Origin of the sequence: Rheinheimera fenheensis (assembly GCF_039871805.1) — a bacterium.
In the GTDB taxonomy this organism is placed as follows: domain Bacteria; phylum Pseudomonadota; class Gammaproteobacteria; order Enterobacterales; family Alteromonadaceae; genus Alishewanella; species Alishewanella fenheensis.
This window is the reverse complement of sequence record NZ_JBDPJM010000005.1, coordinates 17855-32947: the sequence shown is the minus strand read 5'-3', so window position 1 is coordinate 32947 and position 15093 is coordinate 17855. Positions and strand designations below refer to the sequence as shown.

12 protein-coding genes are annotated in these 15093 nt (G+C 51.8%); 2 read left to right on the top strand and 10 right to left on the bottom strand.

Annotation, left to right across the window (positions count from 1 at the left end; genetic code table 11):
* Nucleotides 1–20: 20 nt before the first annotated feature.
* The gene (locus ABGI61_RS08965; protein ID WP_347600062.1) at nt 21–329 is read right to left on the bottom strand and encodes a hypothetical protein; all 309 of its coding nucleotides are present in this window, start codon (nt 327–329) and stop codon (nt 21–23) included.
* 9 nt (nt 330–338) lie between these two features.
* The gene (locus tag ABGI61_RS08960; protein ID WP_347600060.1) at nt 339–1520 is read right to left on the bottom strand and encodes a BaiN/RdsA family NAD(P)/FAD-dependent oxidoreductase; all 1182 of its coding nucleotides are present in this window, start codon (nt 1518–1520) and stop codon (nt 339–341) included.
* 382 nt (nt 1521–1902) lie between these two features.
* Between ABGI61_RS08960 and ABGI61_RS08955 the strand changes: the two genes are divergently transcribed.
* Nucleotides 1903–3996 (top strand): S8 family peptidase, encoded by a 2094-nt coding sequence (locus ABGI61_RS08955; protein WP_347600059.1) that lies wholly within the window; start codon nt 1903–1905, stop codon nt 3994–3996.
* A gap of 60 nt (nt 3997–4056) precedes the next feature.
* Here ABGI61_RS08955 and ABGI61_RS08950 read toward each other — a convergent pair whose 3' ends face one another.
* Nucleotides 4057–6171, bottom strand: a complete 2115-nt coding sequence (locus tag ABGI61_RS08950; protein ID WP_347600057.1) for a tetratricopeptide repeat protein — start codon at nt 6169–6171, stop codon at nt 4057–4059.
* Nucleotides 6172–6321: 150 nt separating this feature from the next.
* Nucleotides 6322–8328 carry a lipid IV(A) 3-deoxy-D-manno-octulosonic acid transferase gene (gene waaA, locus ABGI61_RS08945; protein ID WP_347600055.1) on the bottom strand — a complete coding sequence of 669 codons (2007 nt, stop codon included), beginning with the start codon at nt 8326–8328 and terminating at the stop codon, nt 6322–6324.
* 164 nt (nt 8329–8492) lie between these two features.
* On the opposite strand from waaA, the gene ABGI61_RS08940 reads away from it, so the two are divergent.
* Nucleotides 8493–9404 carry a glycosyltransferase family A protein gene (locus ABGI61_RS08940; protein ID WP_347600053.1) on the top strand — a complete coding sequence of 304 codons (912 nt, stop codon included), beginning with the start codon at nt 8493–8495 and terminating at the stop codon, nt 9402–9404.
* A gap of 26 nt (nt 9405–9430) precedes the next feature.
* Here the strand turns inward: ABGI61_RS08940 and ABGI61_RS08935 are convergent, their stop codons facing one another.
* The 6 genes from ABGI61_RS08935 to prlC form a co-directional block, all read right to left on the bottom strand.
* Nucleotides 9431–10321: a hypothetical protein gene (locus ABGI61_RS08935; RefSeq protein ID WP_347600051.1), complete on the bottom strand. Its 891-nt coding sequence runs from the start codon at nt 10319–10321 to the stop codon at nt 9431–9433.
* Between the two features lie 54 nt (nt 10322–10375).
* On the bottom strand, nt 10376–10849 hold the full coding sequence (locus tag ABGI61_RS08930) for a peroxiredoxin (RefSeq protein ID WP_347600049.1): 474 nt from the start codon (nt 10847–10849) through the stop codon (nt 10376–10378).
* Between the two features lie 58 nt (nt 10850–10907).
* Nucleotides 10908–11654, bottom strand: a complete 747-nt coding sequence (locus ABGI61_RS08925; protein WP_347600047.1) for a class I SAM-dependent methyltransferase — start codon at nt 11652–11654, stop codon at nt 10908–10910.
* Complete coding sequence (locus tag ABGI61_RS08920) at nt 11654–12355, bottom strand: DNA-3-methyladenine glycosylase I (RefSeq protein ID WP_347600045.1); 702 nt, start codon at nt 12353–12355, stop codon at nt 11654–11656. Before ABGI61_RS08920 ends, ABGI61_RS08925 begins: the two co-directional genes overlap by 1 nt.
* A gap of 94 nt (nt 12356–12449) precedes the next feature.
* On the bottom strand, nt 12450–12947 hold the full coding sequence (locus tag ABGI61_RS08915; RefSeq protein ID WP_347600043.1) for a hypothetical protein: 498 nt from the start codon (nt 12945–12947) through the stop codon (nt 12450–12452).
* 59 nt (nt 12948–13006) lie between these two features.
* Nucleotides 13007–15055 (bottom strand): oligopeptidase A, encoded by a 2049-nt coding sequence (prlC, locus tag ABGI61_RS08910; protein WP_347600041.1) that lies wholly within the window; start codon nt 15053–15055, stop codon nt 13007–13009.
* Nucleotides 15056–15093: the final 38 nt, after the last annotated feature.

The following is a 15093-nucleotide window of genomic DNA, read 5'->3' as shown; positions in this document are numbered from 1 at the left end:
GCAACCTATCGTTATCAGCGCTAATCATCAGGGCTATTTAGGGTAAACACCAAATGTTTACGCATATCTTTTAACACTATGCCCTTTTTTAGCAGTAAAGCACTTAAACGTTTTTGCCAGGCCAGCAGCTGCGGCTGGGCGTCATCCAGCATAGCTTGCTCCGCAAACTGCAGCCGCACCAGTAACGAGCCGGGAAAGGCTTCATATTCCAGGCTAAACCAGGCCTGCACCACGCCGGGCACTTCAGCCAACGCCTGTTGCTCCAGCATCGTCACCGCATCTAACACCGCGGCCTGTTGTTTCAGTTGAACTTTGGAGAGTTTTTTCATGGTATACCTTTAGCAATACTGCCCGGCGACCCAGCCGCTGGCCCAGGCCCACTGGAAGTTATAGCCCCCCAGCCAACCGGTCACGTCGACCACTTCGCCGATAAAATACAAGCCGGGCTGGTGTTTCGCTTCCATGGTTTTTGACGATAAGTAATCGGTATCGACACCACCGATAGTTACCTCAGCAGTACGGTAGCCTTCAGTGCCATTCGGCTTAAAAATATAGCTGTGCAACGTAGCAGCAATCTGGCTGATGCTTTTGCTCTGCAGTGCTTTTAATGGTTGATTATGTATCGCGTTTATCTCAATCAGCTTTTCTACCAGACGTTTTGGCAGTAGCTTCGCCAATGCAGTTTTAAGCTCCTGCTCCGGATGCGCCTGCTGCTGAGTTTGCAGAAACTCAGTAATCTCTGTTTGCGGCGACATATTCACTGTCACCTCATCACCCGGTTGCCAATAGCTGGAGATTTGTAATATCGCCGGCCCGCTTAAACCGCGGTGGGTAAACAGCATATCTTCCGGGAAGACGGTGCCATTAGCCTCAGCCGTTACCGGCAGGGATACACCGCTTATTTCTTCAAATACGGCTTTGTCGGCCGGTTGCCAGGTTAATGGCACCAGCGCAGCACGCAGCGGCAGCACCTTTAAGCCAAACTGCTCGGCTAACTGAAAACCAAAGGCTGTCGCGCCTAAATTCGGCAAACTTAAACCGCCGCTGGCGACCACTAAGCTGTGGCACTGCCGGCTTAGCTCTGGCGTAGTAACCGTATACTGGCCATCGGCAAAGCTAACCGCACTGATATTTTGCTGCAGCGCAATCTGCACATTCGCAGCTTTGGCTTCTGCCAGCAGCATATCAACAATGTCTTTGGCGCTATCGTCACAAAACAACTGGCCCAGGGTTTTCTCGTGGTAAGGGATGCCGTGCTTTTGCACCAGGGCGATAAAGTCCCACTGGGTGTAGCGGCTAAGCGCTGATTTACAAAAGTGCTTGTTTTGCGACAGGAAGTTTTCCGGCCCGGCATACATATTGGTAAAGTTACAACGGCCACCGCCCGACATTAAGATTTTGCGGCCCACCCGCTTGCCGTTATCCAACACCAGCACCTTGCGGCCACGTTTACCGGATTCGATAGCGCACATTAACCCGGCTGCACCAGCGCCTATTACGATTACATCCCACTGCTGCATTGTCTGCCGCCCGCCTGTTGCTTCTAAAGCCGCTATTGTCCTGTACACACCCGCGGCATGCAATGCTGTTATGCTTTGAGTTTAAGACAAACCTTATATATTTCTTTTTGGAATATAATATAGCCAATTACAATAAATTACATTTGTAGCTAAATGTAACACATACCAGCCATTATCACGGTTATATGACAGTGATATGAAATGCTTTTCCTGCAAATAGTCCTTTTTTCGGAACGACGGTTTACATTAGTTCCTGCTAACGAAAAACGACACTTTTACGCCGGGTTTACAAGGTCAGCGCAACAGGTTAAAAATCGGACAGCAGCCATCCAGACAGGCTGCATACAACAATAAATAATCATAACCCCAGGTACTAATTACTATGAAACACTTCTCTTTTCGCCTAACGGCATTGGCGGCGCTTTGCCTGCCTGCTGCTGTTTTTACGACCCAGGTACATGCAAACGATAATGCCGAGCAAGCTGACGGCCCGGCGACGCGTTTTATTATCAAATATAAAGAAACTGCCGGTGCCAATATCAGTAGTGCACTGCCACAAAGCGTGGGCCAGCAAATAAAAGCGCAGCGTATGGCAGAAAAAGCACAGCGCTTTAGCAGCCGTGCCGGTGAGAATATGCGTTTTGTCCGCGGTTTAGCCCTGGATAAACATGCGGTGTTCCGTGCAGAGCGCAAACTGTCGAAAAAAGAAACTCAGCGTATGCTGGAGCTATTAGCACAGGATGACGAAGTGGAACGCGTAGAGGAAGACGTAATGCTGCGCGCTACCGCCACGCCAAACGACACCCAGTACAGCAGCCAGTGGCATTACTATGAAGCCACCGGTGGTTTACGTGCCCCTGCCGCCTGGGATAATGCCACCGGCCAGGGTGTGGTGGTTGCCGTGCTGGACACCGGTTACCGGCCACATGCTGACTTAAATGCCAACATCCTGCCTGGTTATGACATGATCTCCGACAGCTTTGTCGGTAACGATGGCAACGGCCGCGACAGTGATGCCCGTGACCCGGGTGACTGGACTGATGCAGGTGAATGTGGCAACGGTTACCCACCATCGTTCCAGGGTTCTAGCTGGCATGGCACCCATGTCGCCGGCACTATTGCCGCAGTGACTAACAACAACAATGGTGTTGCTGGCGTGGCATACAACGCCAAAATTGTACCGGTGCGGGTGCTGGGTAAATGTGGTGGCTATACCTCTGATATCGCCGACGGCATTATCTGGGCTGCCGGAGGTACAGTTGCTGGCGTGCCGGCAAACGCTAACCCGGCTGATGTAATTAACATGAGCCTCGGCGGCGGCGGTGCTTGTTCATCTACTACGCAAAATGCCATCAATATTGCCCGCAATAACGGCGCTGTGGTGGTGATTGCTGCCGGTAACGACAATGACAATGCTAATAACTACAACCCGGGTAACTGTGCTGGCGTAGTAAACGTAGCCTCTACCGGCCGTAATGGTGGCCGTGCTTACTATTCAAACTACGGCACTTCAATTGACGTTGCCGCACCAGGCGGTGCGATGAACTCGGCCAATGATCCAAACGGCGTATTATCGACCTACAACACCGGCACGACTACGCCGGGCAGCGACAGCTATGGTTACAGTCAGGGCACCTCTATGGCTGCACCCCATGTGGCCGGCGTGGCTGCGCTGATTAAACAAGTGAAACCTAGCGCAACACCGGATCAGATCGAGCAAATTTTAAAATCGACTGCCCGCAGCTTTCCTGCTACCTGTAGCGGCTGTGGTACCGGTATTGTTGATGCCAACGCAGCGGTACTTAATGCGATGGGCTCAGGCGGTGGCGGCACACCAGGCACCAATGTGCTGGAAAAAGGCGTTGCCAAAACCAATCTGTCGGGTAGCACCGGCAGCAATACCTTCTACACCATTACTGTACCTGCCGGCGCCACTAATCTGACCTTTAACATGGCAGGTGGTAGCGGTGATGCTGATATGTATGTGAGATTTGGCAGTGCACCGACCAGCTCAAGCTACGACTGCCGGCCATACCGCACCGGTAATACCGAAAGCTGTAGTTTTGCTTCGCCTCAGGCCGGTACCTACCATGTGATGTTAAATGCTTACAGTGCCTATTCGGGCGTGTCACTGACAGCGGACTACACGGCACCGGCTGGCGGCGGTAGCACCGGCGGTGGCGGCACGATGAACAACCTGACAGCAACAACGGGTAACTGGTTACATTACACGCTTACAGTACCTGCAGGTATGGGTTCTTTGAACGTTACTATGTCAGGCGGTACAGGTGATGGCGATTTATATGTGCGCCGCGGCGCTCAGCCTACTACCAGCAGCTACGACTGCCGGCCATACCGTACAGGTAATAACGAGAGCTGTGCCTTTACCAATCCGCAGGCAGCGACTTACCATATCAGTATCCGTGCCTACAGTACCTTTAGTGGTGTGACACTGGTGGCGGAATACAAGCCTTAACGATTCAACAAATAACAAAAGGCCAGCTAAACGCTGGCCTTTTTATTTGCGAAAACCTTATTAAGGATTAAGTAACCGGCTAAGCTGTGCCTGCGCCAAGGGCTCACTTTGTTCGGCCGCCAGTTGATACAGATCGCGCGCCTTTACCAAATCTTTCGCCACACCGCGGCCATATTCATACATCCAGCCTAAGTTGTACTGGGCATTGGCATAGCCCTGCTCTGCCGCTTGTGCAAACAGTTCTACCGCACGTTTATCATCAGCTTTAACCAGCCGGCCGTTTTTATAAAACAGCCCCAATGCGGTAAGTGCACGTGGTACCTTGGCTGATAATGACTGCTGATACAAATCCAAAGCCCGTTTTTCATCCAGGCTTACGCCATAACCCTTCTCGTACATATAGCCCAGATGCGCGATGGCACGCAGATGATTTTGCTCAGCGGCTTTTTGATACCAGGCTACCGCTTGGCGATCATCTTGCCTTACGCCACGGCCAGTCTCGTAACGTAACCCCAGATTAAACTGCGCGTCAGCATCGCCCTGTTCAGCCACCTTGGTATACCAGTACAGCGCTTTTTCATCATCTTGTGCCACACCACGGCCTGCACCGTACATAAAGCCCAGGTTATATTGTGCATACAACACACCTTGCTCAGCAGCGGCCCGATACCACTTTACCGCTTCAACATCATCTTGTGCCGTGCCGGTACCGTTGGCCAAACGCAGCGCAGTCAGATATTGCGCTTCTGCATGGCCCTGCTGCGCTGCTTTGAGTAACCAGCCAAAAGCCGCACTTTCATCCACAGCAACACCCTGTCCCTGGCTTAACATAACGCCTAAACGGAATTGCGCCTCGCTGTTACCCTCTGTTGCGGCACGCTGTAACAACTGCGCGCCTCTAACCGCATCAGCTTTAATGCCGCGCCCTTCCAGTATATGCAGCGCCAAATGATAACAAGCCGAAAGATCTTGCTTGTCACAAGCAAGCTGTAAAAACTCGACGGCTTTGCTGTCATTCGCACGCACACCACGCCCCAGCGAATAACTGATTCCCAGCTCGCGTTGCGCTTCTGTCACACCTTGCGCAGCGGCACGGTTGTATAAATCAAAGGCCCTGCTTTCATTTTTACTGACGCCCTGTCCGGTCAAATAAAACTGTGCCAGCTGGTAGCCTGCACGGTTATGACCCTGATCCAACGCCCGCTGATACCAGCCAATGGCTTTGTTGATGTCTACCGCAGCGCCGCGGCCTGTTTGATATCGACCAGCGACAATATATTGCGCATCAACATCCCCCTGCTCTGCTGCCCGCTCGTACCATAGTAAAGCACTAGCTTCATCCTGGGTGACACCACGACCGTTAGCATACATAAAACCCAGGTTGTACTGGGCCAGCACATGTTGTTGCGCGGCGGCTTTTTGGTACCAGTAAACCGCCAGCGCATCGTCCTGCGCCACACCTTTACCATTAGCATGCGCCAGCGCCAGCTGATACTGTGCTTGCGCCATACCCTGTTCGGCAGCTGCATTAAACCAGGCGGTAGCGGCACTGTCGTCTAATGCGACACCATGACCATTGGCATAAAGCGCCGCCAAATTAAACTGCGCATCCACCACACCGGCCTGCGCCAGCGGATACCAATGGCTGTAGGCCTCAGCATAATTCTGCCGGCTAAACGCACGTAGTCCGGTATCGAATTTAGCCTCTGCAGAAGTCAATACCGGCAGCTCTGGCGCTTTTACCGCCAATACGGCAGTCTGGCCGACAGGCTTAACAGCTGTGGTTGCTGCTGTGCTGGCTTCAGCGGCTGCCGCTATCACGGTTTCAGGGCGCTGCGCAGCATTGGCTTCACCTTGCTCGGCCTCACGTTGCTCTGCTTCACGTAGCTCGGCGACGCCCTGCACGATATCTTGCCTGGCCCGGGCCGATTCAGCAAAATCTGCACTGTTTGAGGCAGCCTGTTCAAGCCAGTAAGCCGCTTGCAGCGCATCCTGCTCCACGCCGTGCCCCAGCGAATACAATTTAGCCAATTCAAACTGCGCGGTGGTATTGCCGTCTAATGCCAGTGCCTGCCACAGCTCAGCCGCTTTAACGTAATCGCCCTGCTGATAAGCTGCCTTGGCGGCTTCCATTTGCTGTTGTGGCTGTGCTGCCAACACAAAGCTGGTTAGCATTAAGCTTGTTATTATTCTATTTAGCCGCATAGATGCCCCTCCGTTAGATGATGTTATATCAAAGAACGGCGGCTACACCAAGGGCGAAAACGCGATATAAAGTGAACAGAGCGTGAATAAAAGCGCAGAAACTGCGATAAGTTGCCGTTTTTAGCCGGCAAACTGCTGCTGATACCCTGCCAACAGCCAAGGCCAGTGCTCAGGCTGCCAGCCAAAGCCCGGTTGCCAGCCTCGCTCTTTGTGTAAAGACCTTAGCAAGCGTGCCAGATTGTCTTGCTGCCAACTGCCGGGATAGCGCAGTGCACATTTATCAAAATCAATCAGCCAAAAACAACCTTCGCTATCGAGCAGAATATTATGGCAATTCAGATCGGAGTGATAAACTCCATGCCGATGAAACCGGGCTATCAGACTGCCAAGCTGCTGCCATTGTACTTCGCTAAGCGTTTCACCGGCAGCCAGCAAAGTGGCCAGATCGCGTGCCCCCGGGATCAGCTCAACCATAATGTCGCTTTGATAGCACAGCCCGCTGTGGCGGTAATGCGCAGCCAGTGGCCGCGGCACCGGTAGCTGATAGCGTCTTAGCTGGCGCAGCAGGGCAAATTCCTGCATCGCCCGGCTGTACAGTACGTTTTGATAACTGAACTTGTCCGTGACGAGCTTGCCAATCAGACCGCCGCGGTAATAATGCCGCAGCACAAATTTGTACTCTTGATGCTGCACAAACCAGGCCGTGTTACGGCCCTGCGACTGACCAATCACCGCCTGTTGCTGTTGCCAGTGCTGTGGGGCGAAATGTAACTGCGCAAGCGTTGTGAAGGCGCGACGCTGATACCAACTGATACCATTACCTGTGGTCACAACCGCAAAATCGTCAACCCCCTCGCCCAGATAGGCCGCAATCGCCTGGCACATCCGCTTACTGGCGCCACTGTGGCGCTGATACAATGCCTGAGCTTTATTACCCTGCTGCTGTGCCAATGAGGTGTTGTTCAGCAGTTGTGCGGTGCTGTGCACCAGTGAAGGCACATCCGCTACCCAGCTTAGCGCTTGCGCTCTATCCAACCACTGGTAAGCCGAAGCAAAATTAAATACATGGCGGCCGCTTTGAATGGGCTTGGCAAAGTACATTGCCTCCAGCGGGTTATGCCCGCCGCGTGCTATTAAACTGCCGCCGATAAATACCACATCAGCTAGTTGATACCAGGCCAATAGCTCGCCCATAGTGTCGGCTAACATCACATCATACTGTGGGGTAACCTGCTGGCCACTACTGCGGCGTAGGTAACTCAAACCAGCCTGACTTATCAGCTGCGCCACAGTGTCAAAACGCTCCGGGTGGCGCGGTACGATAATGAGTAACAACTGAGGGAAGTGCGGTTTAAGCTGCTGAAACGCCTGTAACAGCAGTTCATCCTCACCGGCGTGCGTGCTGCCGGCTACCCACACCTTACGGCCGCTAAACTGCGGCTGAAACTGGCTTACCAACGCAGAGTGCTGCGCTGGCAGCTGCATGTCGTATTTTAAATTACCGCACACCTGAATATCGGCCTTACAGCCTAATGCCTTAAAGCGCCGCGCGGTGGCGTTGTCCTGCGCCAAAAGCAGGCTGATATTATCCAGCGCCAACCGGCTAAAACTGTACCAGCGGCGGTAGCCTTTGGCCGAGCGGGCCGATAAGCGGGCATTCACTACCACCGTCGGAATAAGCGCCTGGCGACACTGCTGCAACACATTGGGCCACAGCTCGGTTTCCAGCAAAATAACCGCTTGCGGCTGCAATTTTCTGAGAAAACGACTTACGGCGCCGGGGGTGTCCAGTGGCAAATAGCAGTGATGCACACTGTCGCCAAAGCTGTTTATGATACGGCTGGAGCCGGTTGGCGTGGTGCAGGTAACGGTTAACCTAAGCTCTGGGTATTGCTGCTGCAAGGCTTTAATCAGCGGCGTTGCGGCCACCACTTCACCGACAGAAACAGCATGCACCACTATGCCACCTTTAGCCTGCGTTGGCACCGGCTGCAACGCTAGCCGCTCACTGAAACGCTTACGGTAGGCCGGATCTTTACGCGAACGCAGCAGGAAATAACCCAGCACCGGCAATACCGCGAGCATGATCAGCAGGTTGTAGCAAAAACGGGCAAGTAACAGCGGCATTAACAGGCTTCCGGCGGTTTGACGGCGGTTATAATGCCAAAAACGCGGCACTGTTACCAAAAGAATCTGTCTCAACAAGGCAATAAATGCTAATCTTATTGCCGTTTTTGTTGTTAACCACTGCATATTTTCGCAGCTGCAATTACCCTGTTTGGAGCTCTCTTATGGCGTTACCGCAACACCAGCAACCGGCTTTGTTTGATGGCGTAAAAGAATTTTTGTTGCGCTTTGCCGCCTCTGGTTATTTTCCTGCTACGGCCTTTATTAAAAACCAGCCAAATAAAGCCAGCCTGCGGGTATTTAACGACAATATCAACCTGGAAATTGTCAGCCACTGCTGGAACTATGCACGCTTTTTCGTTTATCAGTTAAGTTCGCTGGTGAAATACCCGCCGACCAATATGCAGCTGCGCTTTACCGTGTTTTATTCTGAAGACGATGTGGAAACAACTAAGTTACTACAACATTTCCAGACTATTGTGGTGCCCAATGTCGAGTGGAACTTCCAAAAGCTGCCAACGCCGTTACTGCTACGCCGCGCGATTGGCCGCAACCATGCGTCGAAACACACTGAGGCGGACTGGATCTGGTTTGCTGACTGCGACATGGTGTTTCATGAAGGCTGTTTAGATACGCTGGAACAATTGCTAAAAGGCCGGCAGGATATTTTACTGTTCCCGGATACCTTATTGGTTACGCCACTACTGACCGAAGCTGACCCGATGATTTCAGCCGGTAAAGATAAAACCGAGCTGTTAGAAGTGGATAAAAGCAAATTTAAACCGCGTAAGTTTGACCGCGCCACCGGCGCCATTCAGATCATTCATGGCGACGTGGCGCGCGCTTGCGGCTATTGTGATGATTTAGCGGTGTACCAAAAGCCGAAATATCACTGGACTAAAACCTATGAAGACCGCGCAGTACGCTGGTTGCTGGGCACCCAGGGTACGCCGATAGCCCTGCCCAACTTGCTGCTTATTCGCCACGCCGAGAAAGGCCGCTATAAAGAAGACAGCAAAATTTCGGTGATTCGCAAAACCATCCGCCGGGTAAAGTCGGCATTGATAAATAAATAACCTCTGAAGCTAAGGGATAACTGTACTTATCCCTTAGCATTCATGGCTGGCTGACCATACTCCTTCAGCATGTTATTGATTTGAAAATCATTACCACTTTCAGGTTGTTTATTAAGTTGCCACAAAGTCACAGATTTACTGCTCTTCCACACTATTAACTTCTTATTACTGCCAGTGCGATGGATAGCGCAGCCATTAAGTGTAGCCATCCAATACAGCCAGATATCATCTCCATGTGGCGATAGCCTGCAAAACTTTTCTTCATCAGTAACATCGCTGTGCAACGCACCGGGTGGAAACAATGCGCCAGCACCGCTGGTGAAAAAGAGTCGGTTATCTGGCCCACGCTGCTCAGTTTTGGCCTGCCAGTAGCGATAAGGCAACAATGCATTCATCTCGTCCAGCATGATGTAATGTGCCCGTAAGCACACTACTTCTTGCTGACCGCCGCGGTAACCGGCCAACAACTCGTGCAGCCAATCTGGCCGGTAGTAAATATCATCGTCTGCGGTAACATGATAAGCGTTGGGGTATTGCCGCAACGCCGGAATCAACTTCTTATACGATTTAATATCACGCTCTACCAAAGCAATAGTAAGACCATGCTGCTGCAGTGCTAAGACTTCAGCAGGTAACTGAGCGTAGTCAGCCTGGTACAGCCATAAGATAAGTTTATCTGCTTTCACATTTTGCAACAGCAATGATTTCAGCGTCAGATGCAGTGTGGGAAAGCGCGGTGGATAAGATGTCAGATTAACAATAAGGTCACCCGCTAAAGTATGGGGTTGCTGCTGCATCTGCTGACGCCTGGCCCAATGCTTTAGTACCACCGACTGTGCAGTATACTGCAGTGGTATCCCCTGAATAGATTTCAACTTTCGTTGAATATGACGCTTTAGTGTCGCAAGCACTGACATGGTAATTCTCGTAAAATGGCGTAACCTGCAAAGTACAGGCTACGCCCGGTACTATTACAGCGCAGCTAAAATCACTTCCGCTTTGCTGACTTCAAAGGTTTTTGGCGCTTCAACGTTTAACAGTGTTACCACACCGTTTTCAACAATCATCGCATAACGCTGTGAACGGGTACCGCCAAAATCGCCGGTTTCCATGGTAAGGCCAATGGCTTTATGAAAGGCCGCGCCGCCGTCGGCTAAAAACATAATTTCTTCAGCGTTCTGGCTTTTGGCCCAGGCACTCATCACAAACGCATCGTTTACTGCCGTACAGATAATGGCATCAACACCCTTGGCTTTAATTTGGTCAGCCAGGGTAATGTAGCCAGGCAAATGTGCAGCAGAGCAGGTGGGTGTAAAAGCGCCCGGCACGGCAAACAGCACTACCTTTTTATTGGCAAACACCTGGCTGGTGGTTGGGTTCATTACGCCTTCTTTGGTCAGCTGCGAAAAGCTCACTTCAGGCAGTTTATCGCCGACTTTAATCATCTTGGTCTCCCCACGAGTTTCGTTATTTATTAAAGGTGTCGTTATTTATTAAATATCATTAGATGGCTGCTATCACATAAACGTCAAAGCGGTTGTTTTTCCCTGTTACCGACAAGGTCGGTGTTTGTTGTGCCAAAAAGTCAGCATAGCCCGGCCGTTTTACCACTACCCGTTTTTGAGCCAGCTGCAGCGCTGGCGCCAGCAGAGCATCGGCATCAGTATCGCTGCCTACGACATCATGAAAGGCGCGCATTTCTTTTTTCACCAGCGCACTTTTATCGCGTGGCGGGAACATCGGGTCTAAATACACCACATCAACCGGCGCTTGCGCACTCAGCGCGTCTGTCGCAGTTGCATAACATAATTGCATACCTTCATTGAGCCAGTTTAGCTCTTTATGCTCCGCGGCGCGGCGCAAACCATCGTGCAGCAGTGCGGCGACCACAGGGTTACGCTCTACCAGCGTTACCTTAGCACCTAAACTGGCTAACACAAACGCATCACGTCCTAAACCGGCGGTGGCATCCAGCACGCTAAGGTCGCGCTTTTTATTCAGGCCACAGGCTTTGGCAATAGCTTCGTTTTTACCACCACCGTGTAAACGGCGGTAACTGGCAGCGCCACTGGCAAAATCCACCAGAATATCGCCCTGCTTGGGTAAATCGCTGTTGCGCAGCACCAGGGCATCATCAGCAAAGGTTAAATGCCAGCCAGAGGCGCGCTCAATTAGTGTTAAGCCAAACTGCTGACACAACTCTTGAGCATAATCCTGCATAGCGGCGTTAGTCAGCAGCGAAATAACCATTAACGCTGCATCCCAACGATATTTTCGCCCACACTTAGCGCAATAATCTGGCTGATATGCGTCAAGCTGCGACCAGCTTGCTGCTGCCACAGGTTAAACTGCTGCTGAATTTGGCCAAGGCTGCGCTTACTGTTTAAGCCGCCGTCAAACACCTTAGTGGCACGTAAGTAAGCTTCCACGTCAGTACTTAAAATAAAAGTGTCTTTGCCGATGGCGCGCAGTGCATAAGGCCCGGTATTGCCGCCTAAGCGGGCGCCATGCTGCTTTAAATAGGCCCACAGGCCAATAATATCGCTGGCGGGCCAGTTGGCAATAAAGCGGGCAAAGCTGCCATGTTTGCTCGCTATGTCGTCTATCATCATGGCATTGTGGCGAATGGTAAACACCTTAGCGGCGTTACGGATAATACGCTCATCGCGCGCTTTGGCCTCGAGCATCTCGTCGCTCATCAGTAGCATTTTTTCGATGTCAAAATCGAAAAACACCTCACAGAAACCCGGCCATTTTTGCCGCACCACACGCCAGACAAAGCCGGACTGAAACACTTTTTTAGTCAGCTCGCCCAGCAGCAGATTATCCGGCAAGGCGGCAATTTTCTCGTCGCTGACAGTCGGCGTTAACAGCGCTTCTAACGCGCGTGCACCGCCTTTGCGATCGCAGGCGCGCTGATAAATCCGCTCAAAAGGTTCTGCTGTACTCACGAAAACACCCAGAAAAAAGAACAGGGCAACAGTGTACCTGTTGCCCTGTGGTTTAAGCTAGTTAGTCGACGCTTTATTACAACCCGGCGGCTTATTAATAAACTTCGCGTTCACCGCCAGCTTGCAAGGTGCAGACACCGTCTTTTAACACCACAGCCGGTTTAGGTACCACCGCACAGTTAGACATCAGCCCCAGCCGCTCGTTTTCAGCTTTTACTGCAGCATTGTATTTGCCAATCAGCCCCATGATCTGTTGTTCATCCAGATCTTTTACCGACACGGCAATATAGCTCGATGGCCCGCCACACGGCTTGCTACCAAAGCCCACTACCCGACATTGGGCGACGTTATCGGCTTTGGCTTCGCCAACCAGCGCCATAATCTCAGCACGCATCGCATTGATATTGTCCTCACCGGCCATCAGTTGTTTCCTCGCTTTAACTGCCGCCACCGGATCGTTAACCGGGTCAATCGGCTCTACCACGGGCTCTGGCGCCACCCGCTGTGTGGTTTCCCCAGAATTGGCCTGGCCTTGCTGGCAAGCTGCCAGCAGCAAACTGGCGGCTAACACTAACACTGTCTTACCGTGCATAACACCTCCTGTCATTCAGTGTCAGCTTGGCAGAGCCTGGCTGAATTGGCAATGAATTGTTAACCAGCAATGCCCATATGGCGTAATAAGGCTTCGTTGCTTGGCTCACGGCCACGGAAGGCTTTAAACAACTCCATCGGCTCGGCACTGCCGCCGCGCTCTAAAATACAGCGCAGAAAATCTCGTCCGGTGTCGGTGTTAAAAATGCCTTCTTCTTCAAAGCGGCCAAAGGCATCAGCAGACAATACTTCTGCCCACAGGTAGCTGTAATAACCTGCCGCATAACCACCGGCAAAAATATGGCTAAAGCCGTGTTGAAAGCGGTTAAAGCGCGGTGGAATAATGACAGACACTTCAGAACGTACTTCATCCAACATTTGCTGTACGCGGCCGCCCAGCAAAGGATCATATTCAGCATGCAGACGAAAATCAAACAGCGCAAATTCAAGCTGACGCACTAAAAACATCGCCGATTGGAAGTTTTTCGCCGCCAGCATTTTGTCCAGTAAATCTTGCGGCAGTGGCTCGCCCGTTTCATAGTGGCCGGAAATGATTGCCAGCGCCTCGCTCTGCCAGCACCAGTTTTCTAAAAACTGGCTGGGCAGCTCTACGGCATCCCAGGGCACACCGTTAATACCCGCTACCGCCGCCGCATCTACCTGCGTCAGCATATGGTGAATACCATGGCCAAATTCGTGGAATAAAGTCACCACTTCATCATGGGTAAACAGCGCAGGCTTGCCACCTATCGGCTTATTAAAATTACAGGTCAAATAAGCGACCGGCGTTTGCACGCTGCCATCAGGCAGTATGCGCCGGCCCTGACAATCGTCCATCCAGGCGCCACCACGTTTTTTCGCCCGGGCGTATAAATCCAGGTAAAAACTGCCGCGCAATGTGCCGTCAGCGGCAAAAATATCGTAGAACTTTACGTCTTGGTGCCACACATCTACACCGTCACGCAGTTTTACCGTTACGCCAAACAGTTTGTTCAGCACAGTAAACAGGCCCGCGACCACTTTATGCTCAGGGAAATAGGGCCGCAGCTGCTCGTCAGAGATCGAATATTTGGCCTGTTTTAATTTTTCGGCGTAATAAGTGACATCCCAGGCGGTGAGCTCTGCCGCACCATACTCGTTTTTAGCAAAGGCTGAGAGCTCAACTAAATCCTGCTGTGCCTGAGGCTTAGCGCGCTTGGCTAAGTCATGCAAGAAGTCCAGCACTTGCGCCGGTGACTCCGCCATTTTTGTTGCCAGTGACTCTTCAGCGGCATTGTTAAAATCCAGCAGCTGCGCCAGCTCGTGCTTAAGCGCCAGGGTTTCTTCAATAATGGCGCTGTTGTCAAACTGTCCGGCAGTCGGGCCCTGATCTGAGGCCCGGGTACAGTAAGCGCTGTAAAGCTCCTCGCGCAATTCACGCTTATCGGCATAAGTCATTACGGCGATGTAGCTGGGGAATTCCAGTGTAAACACCCAACCTTCAAGCTCGCGGCTTTTTGCCTCTTCAGCAGCGGCCAGTTTGGCATCTTGTGGCAAGCCCGCTAAGTCTGCTTCATTGGTGATGTGTTTAAACCAGGCTTGCGTTGCATCTAAGGTATTGTTAGCAAACTGAGAGCTTAAATCAGACAACCGGCTTTGAATGTCGCCATAGCGCTGTTTTTTCTCGGCAGATAAACCAATACCCGACAATTTAAAATCACGCAGCGCATTTTGCACCACCTTTTGCTGTGCTGCGGTTAAACTGGCGTATTCTGCACTTTGCGCCAGTTGCTGGTACTTCTGATGTAAGCCCTCGTGCTGCCCCAGCCAGGTGCTGTATTCCGACAATAACGGCAGGCAGCTTTCGTACGCTTCGCGCAGCTCTGGCGAGTTCACCACCGAGTTCATATGCGACACCGGCGACCAAAGCTTACTTAAGCGTTCACCATCCTGCTCCAGCTGCTCCACCAGACTATGCCAACTCACATCAGGGTTAGCCACCACCCGCTCTACGGCCGCTCTGGCCTTGGCAATAGCCTGCTCTACCGCAGGTTTTACCTGCTGTGGTGTAATTTGTGAGAATGGCGGTAAGCCGGTAAAAGACAACAGGACATTTTCTGTAGCAGACATAACATACCTTATGGGTTAACAACCTAATACTGGCTAAT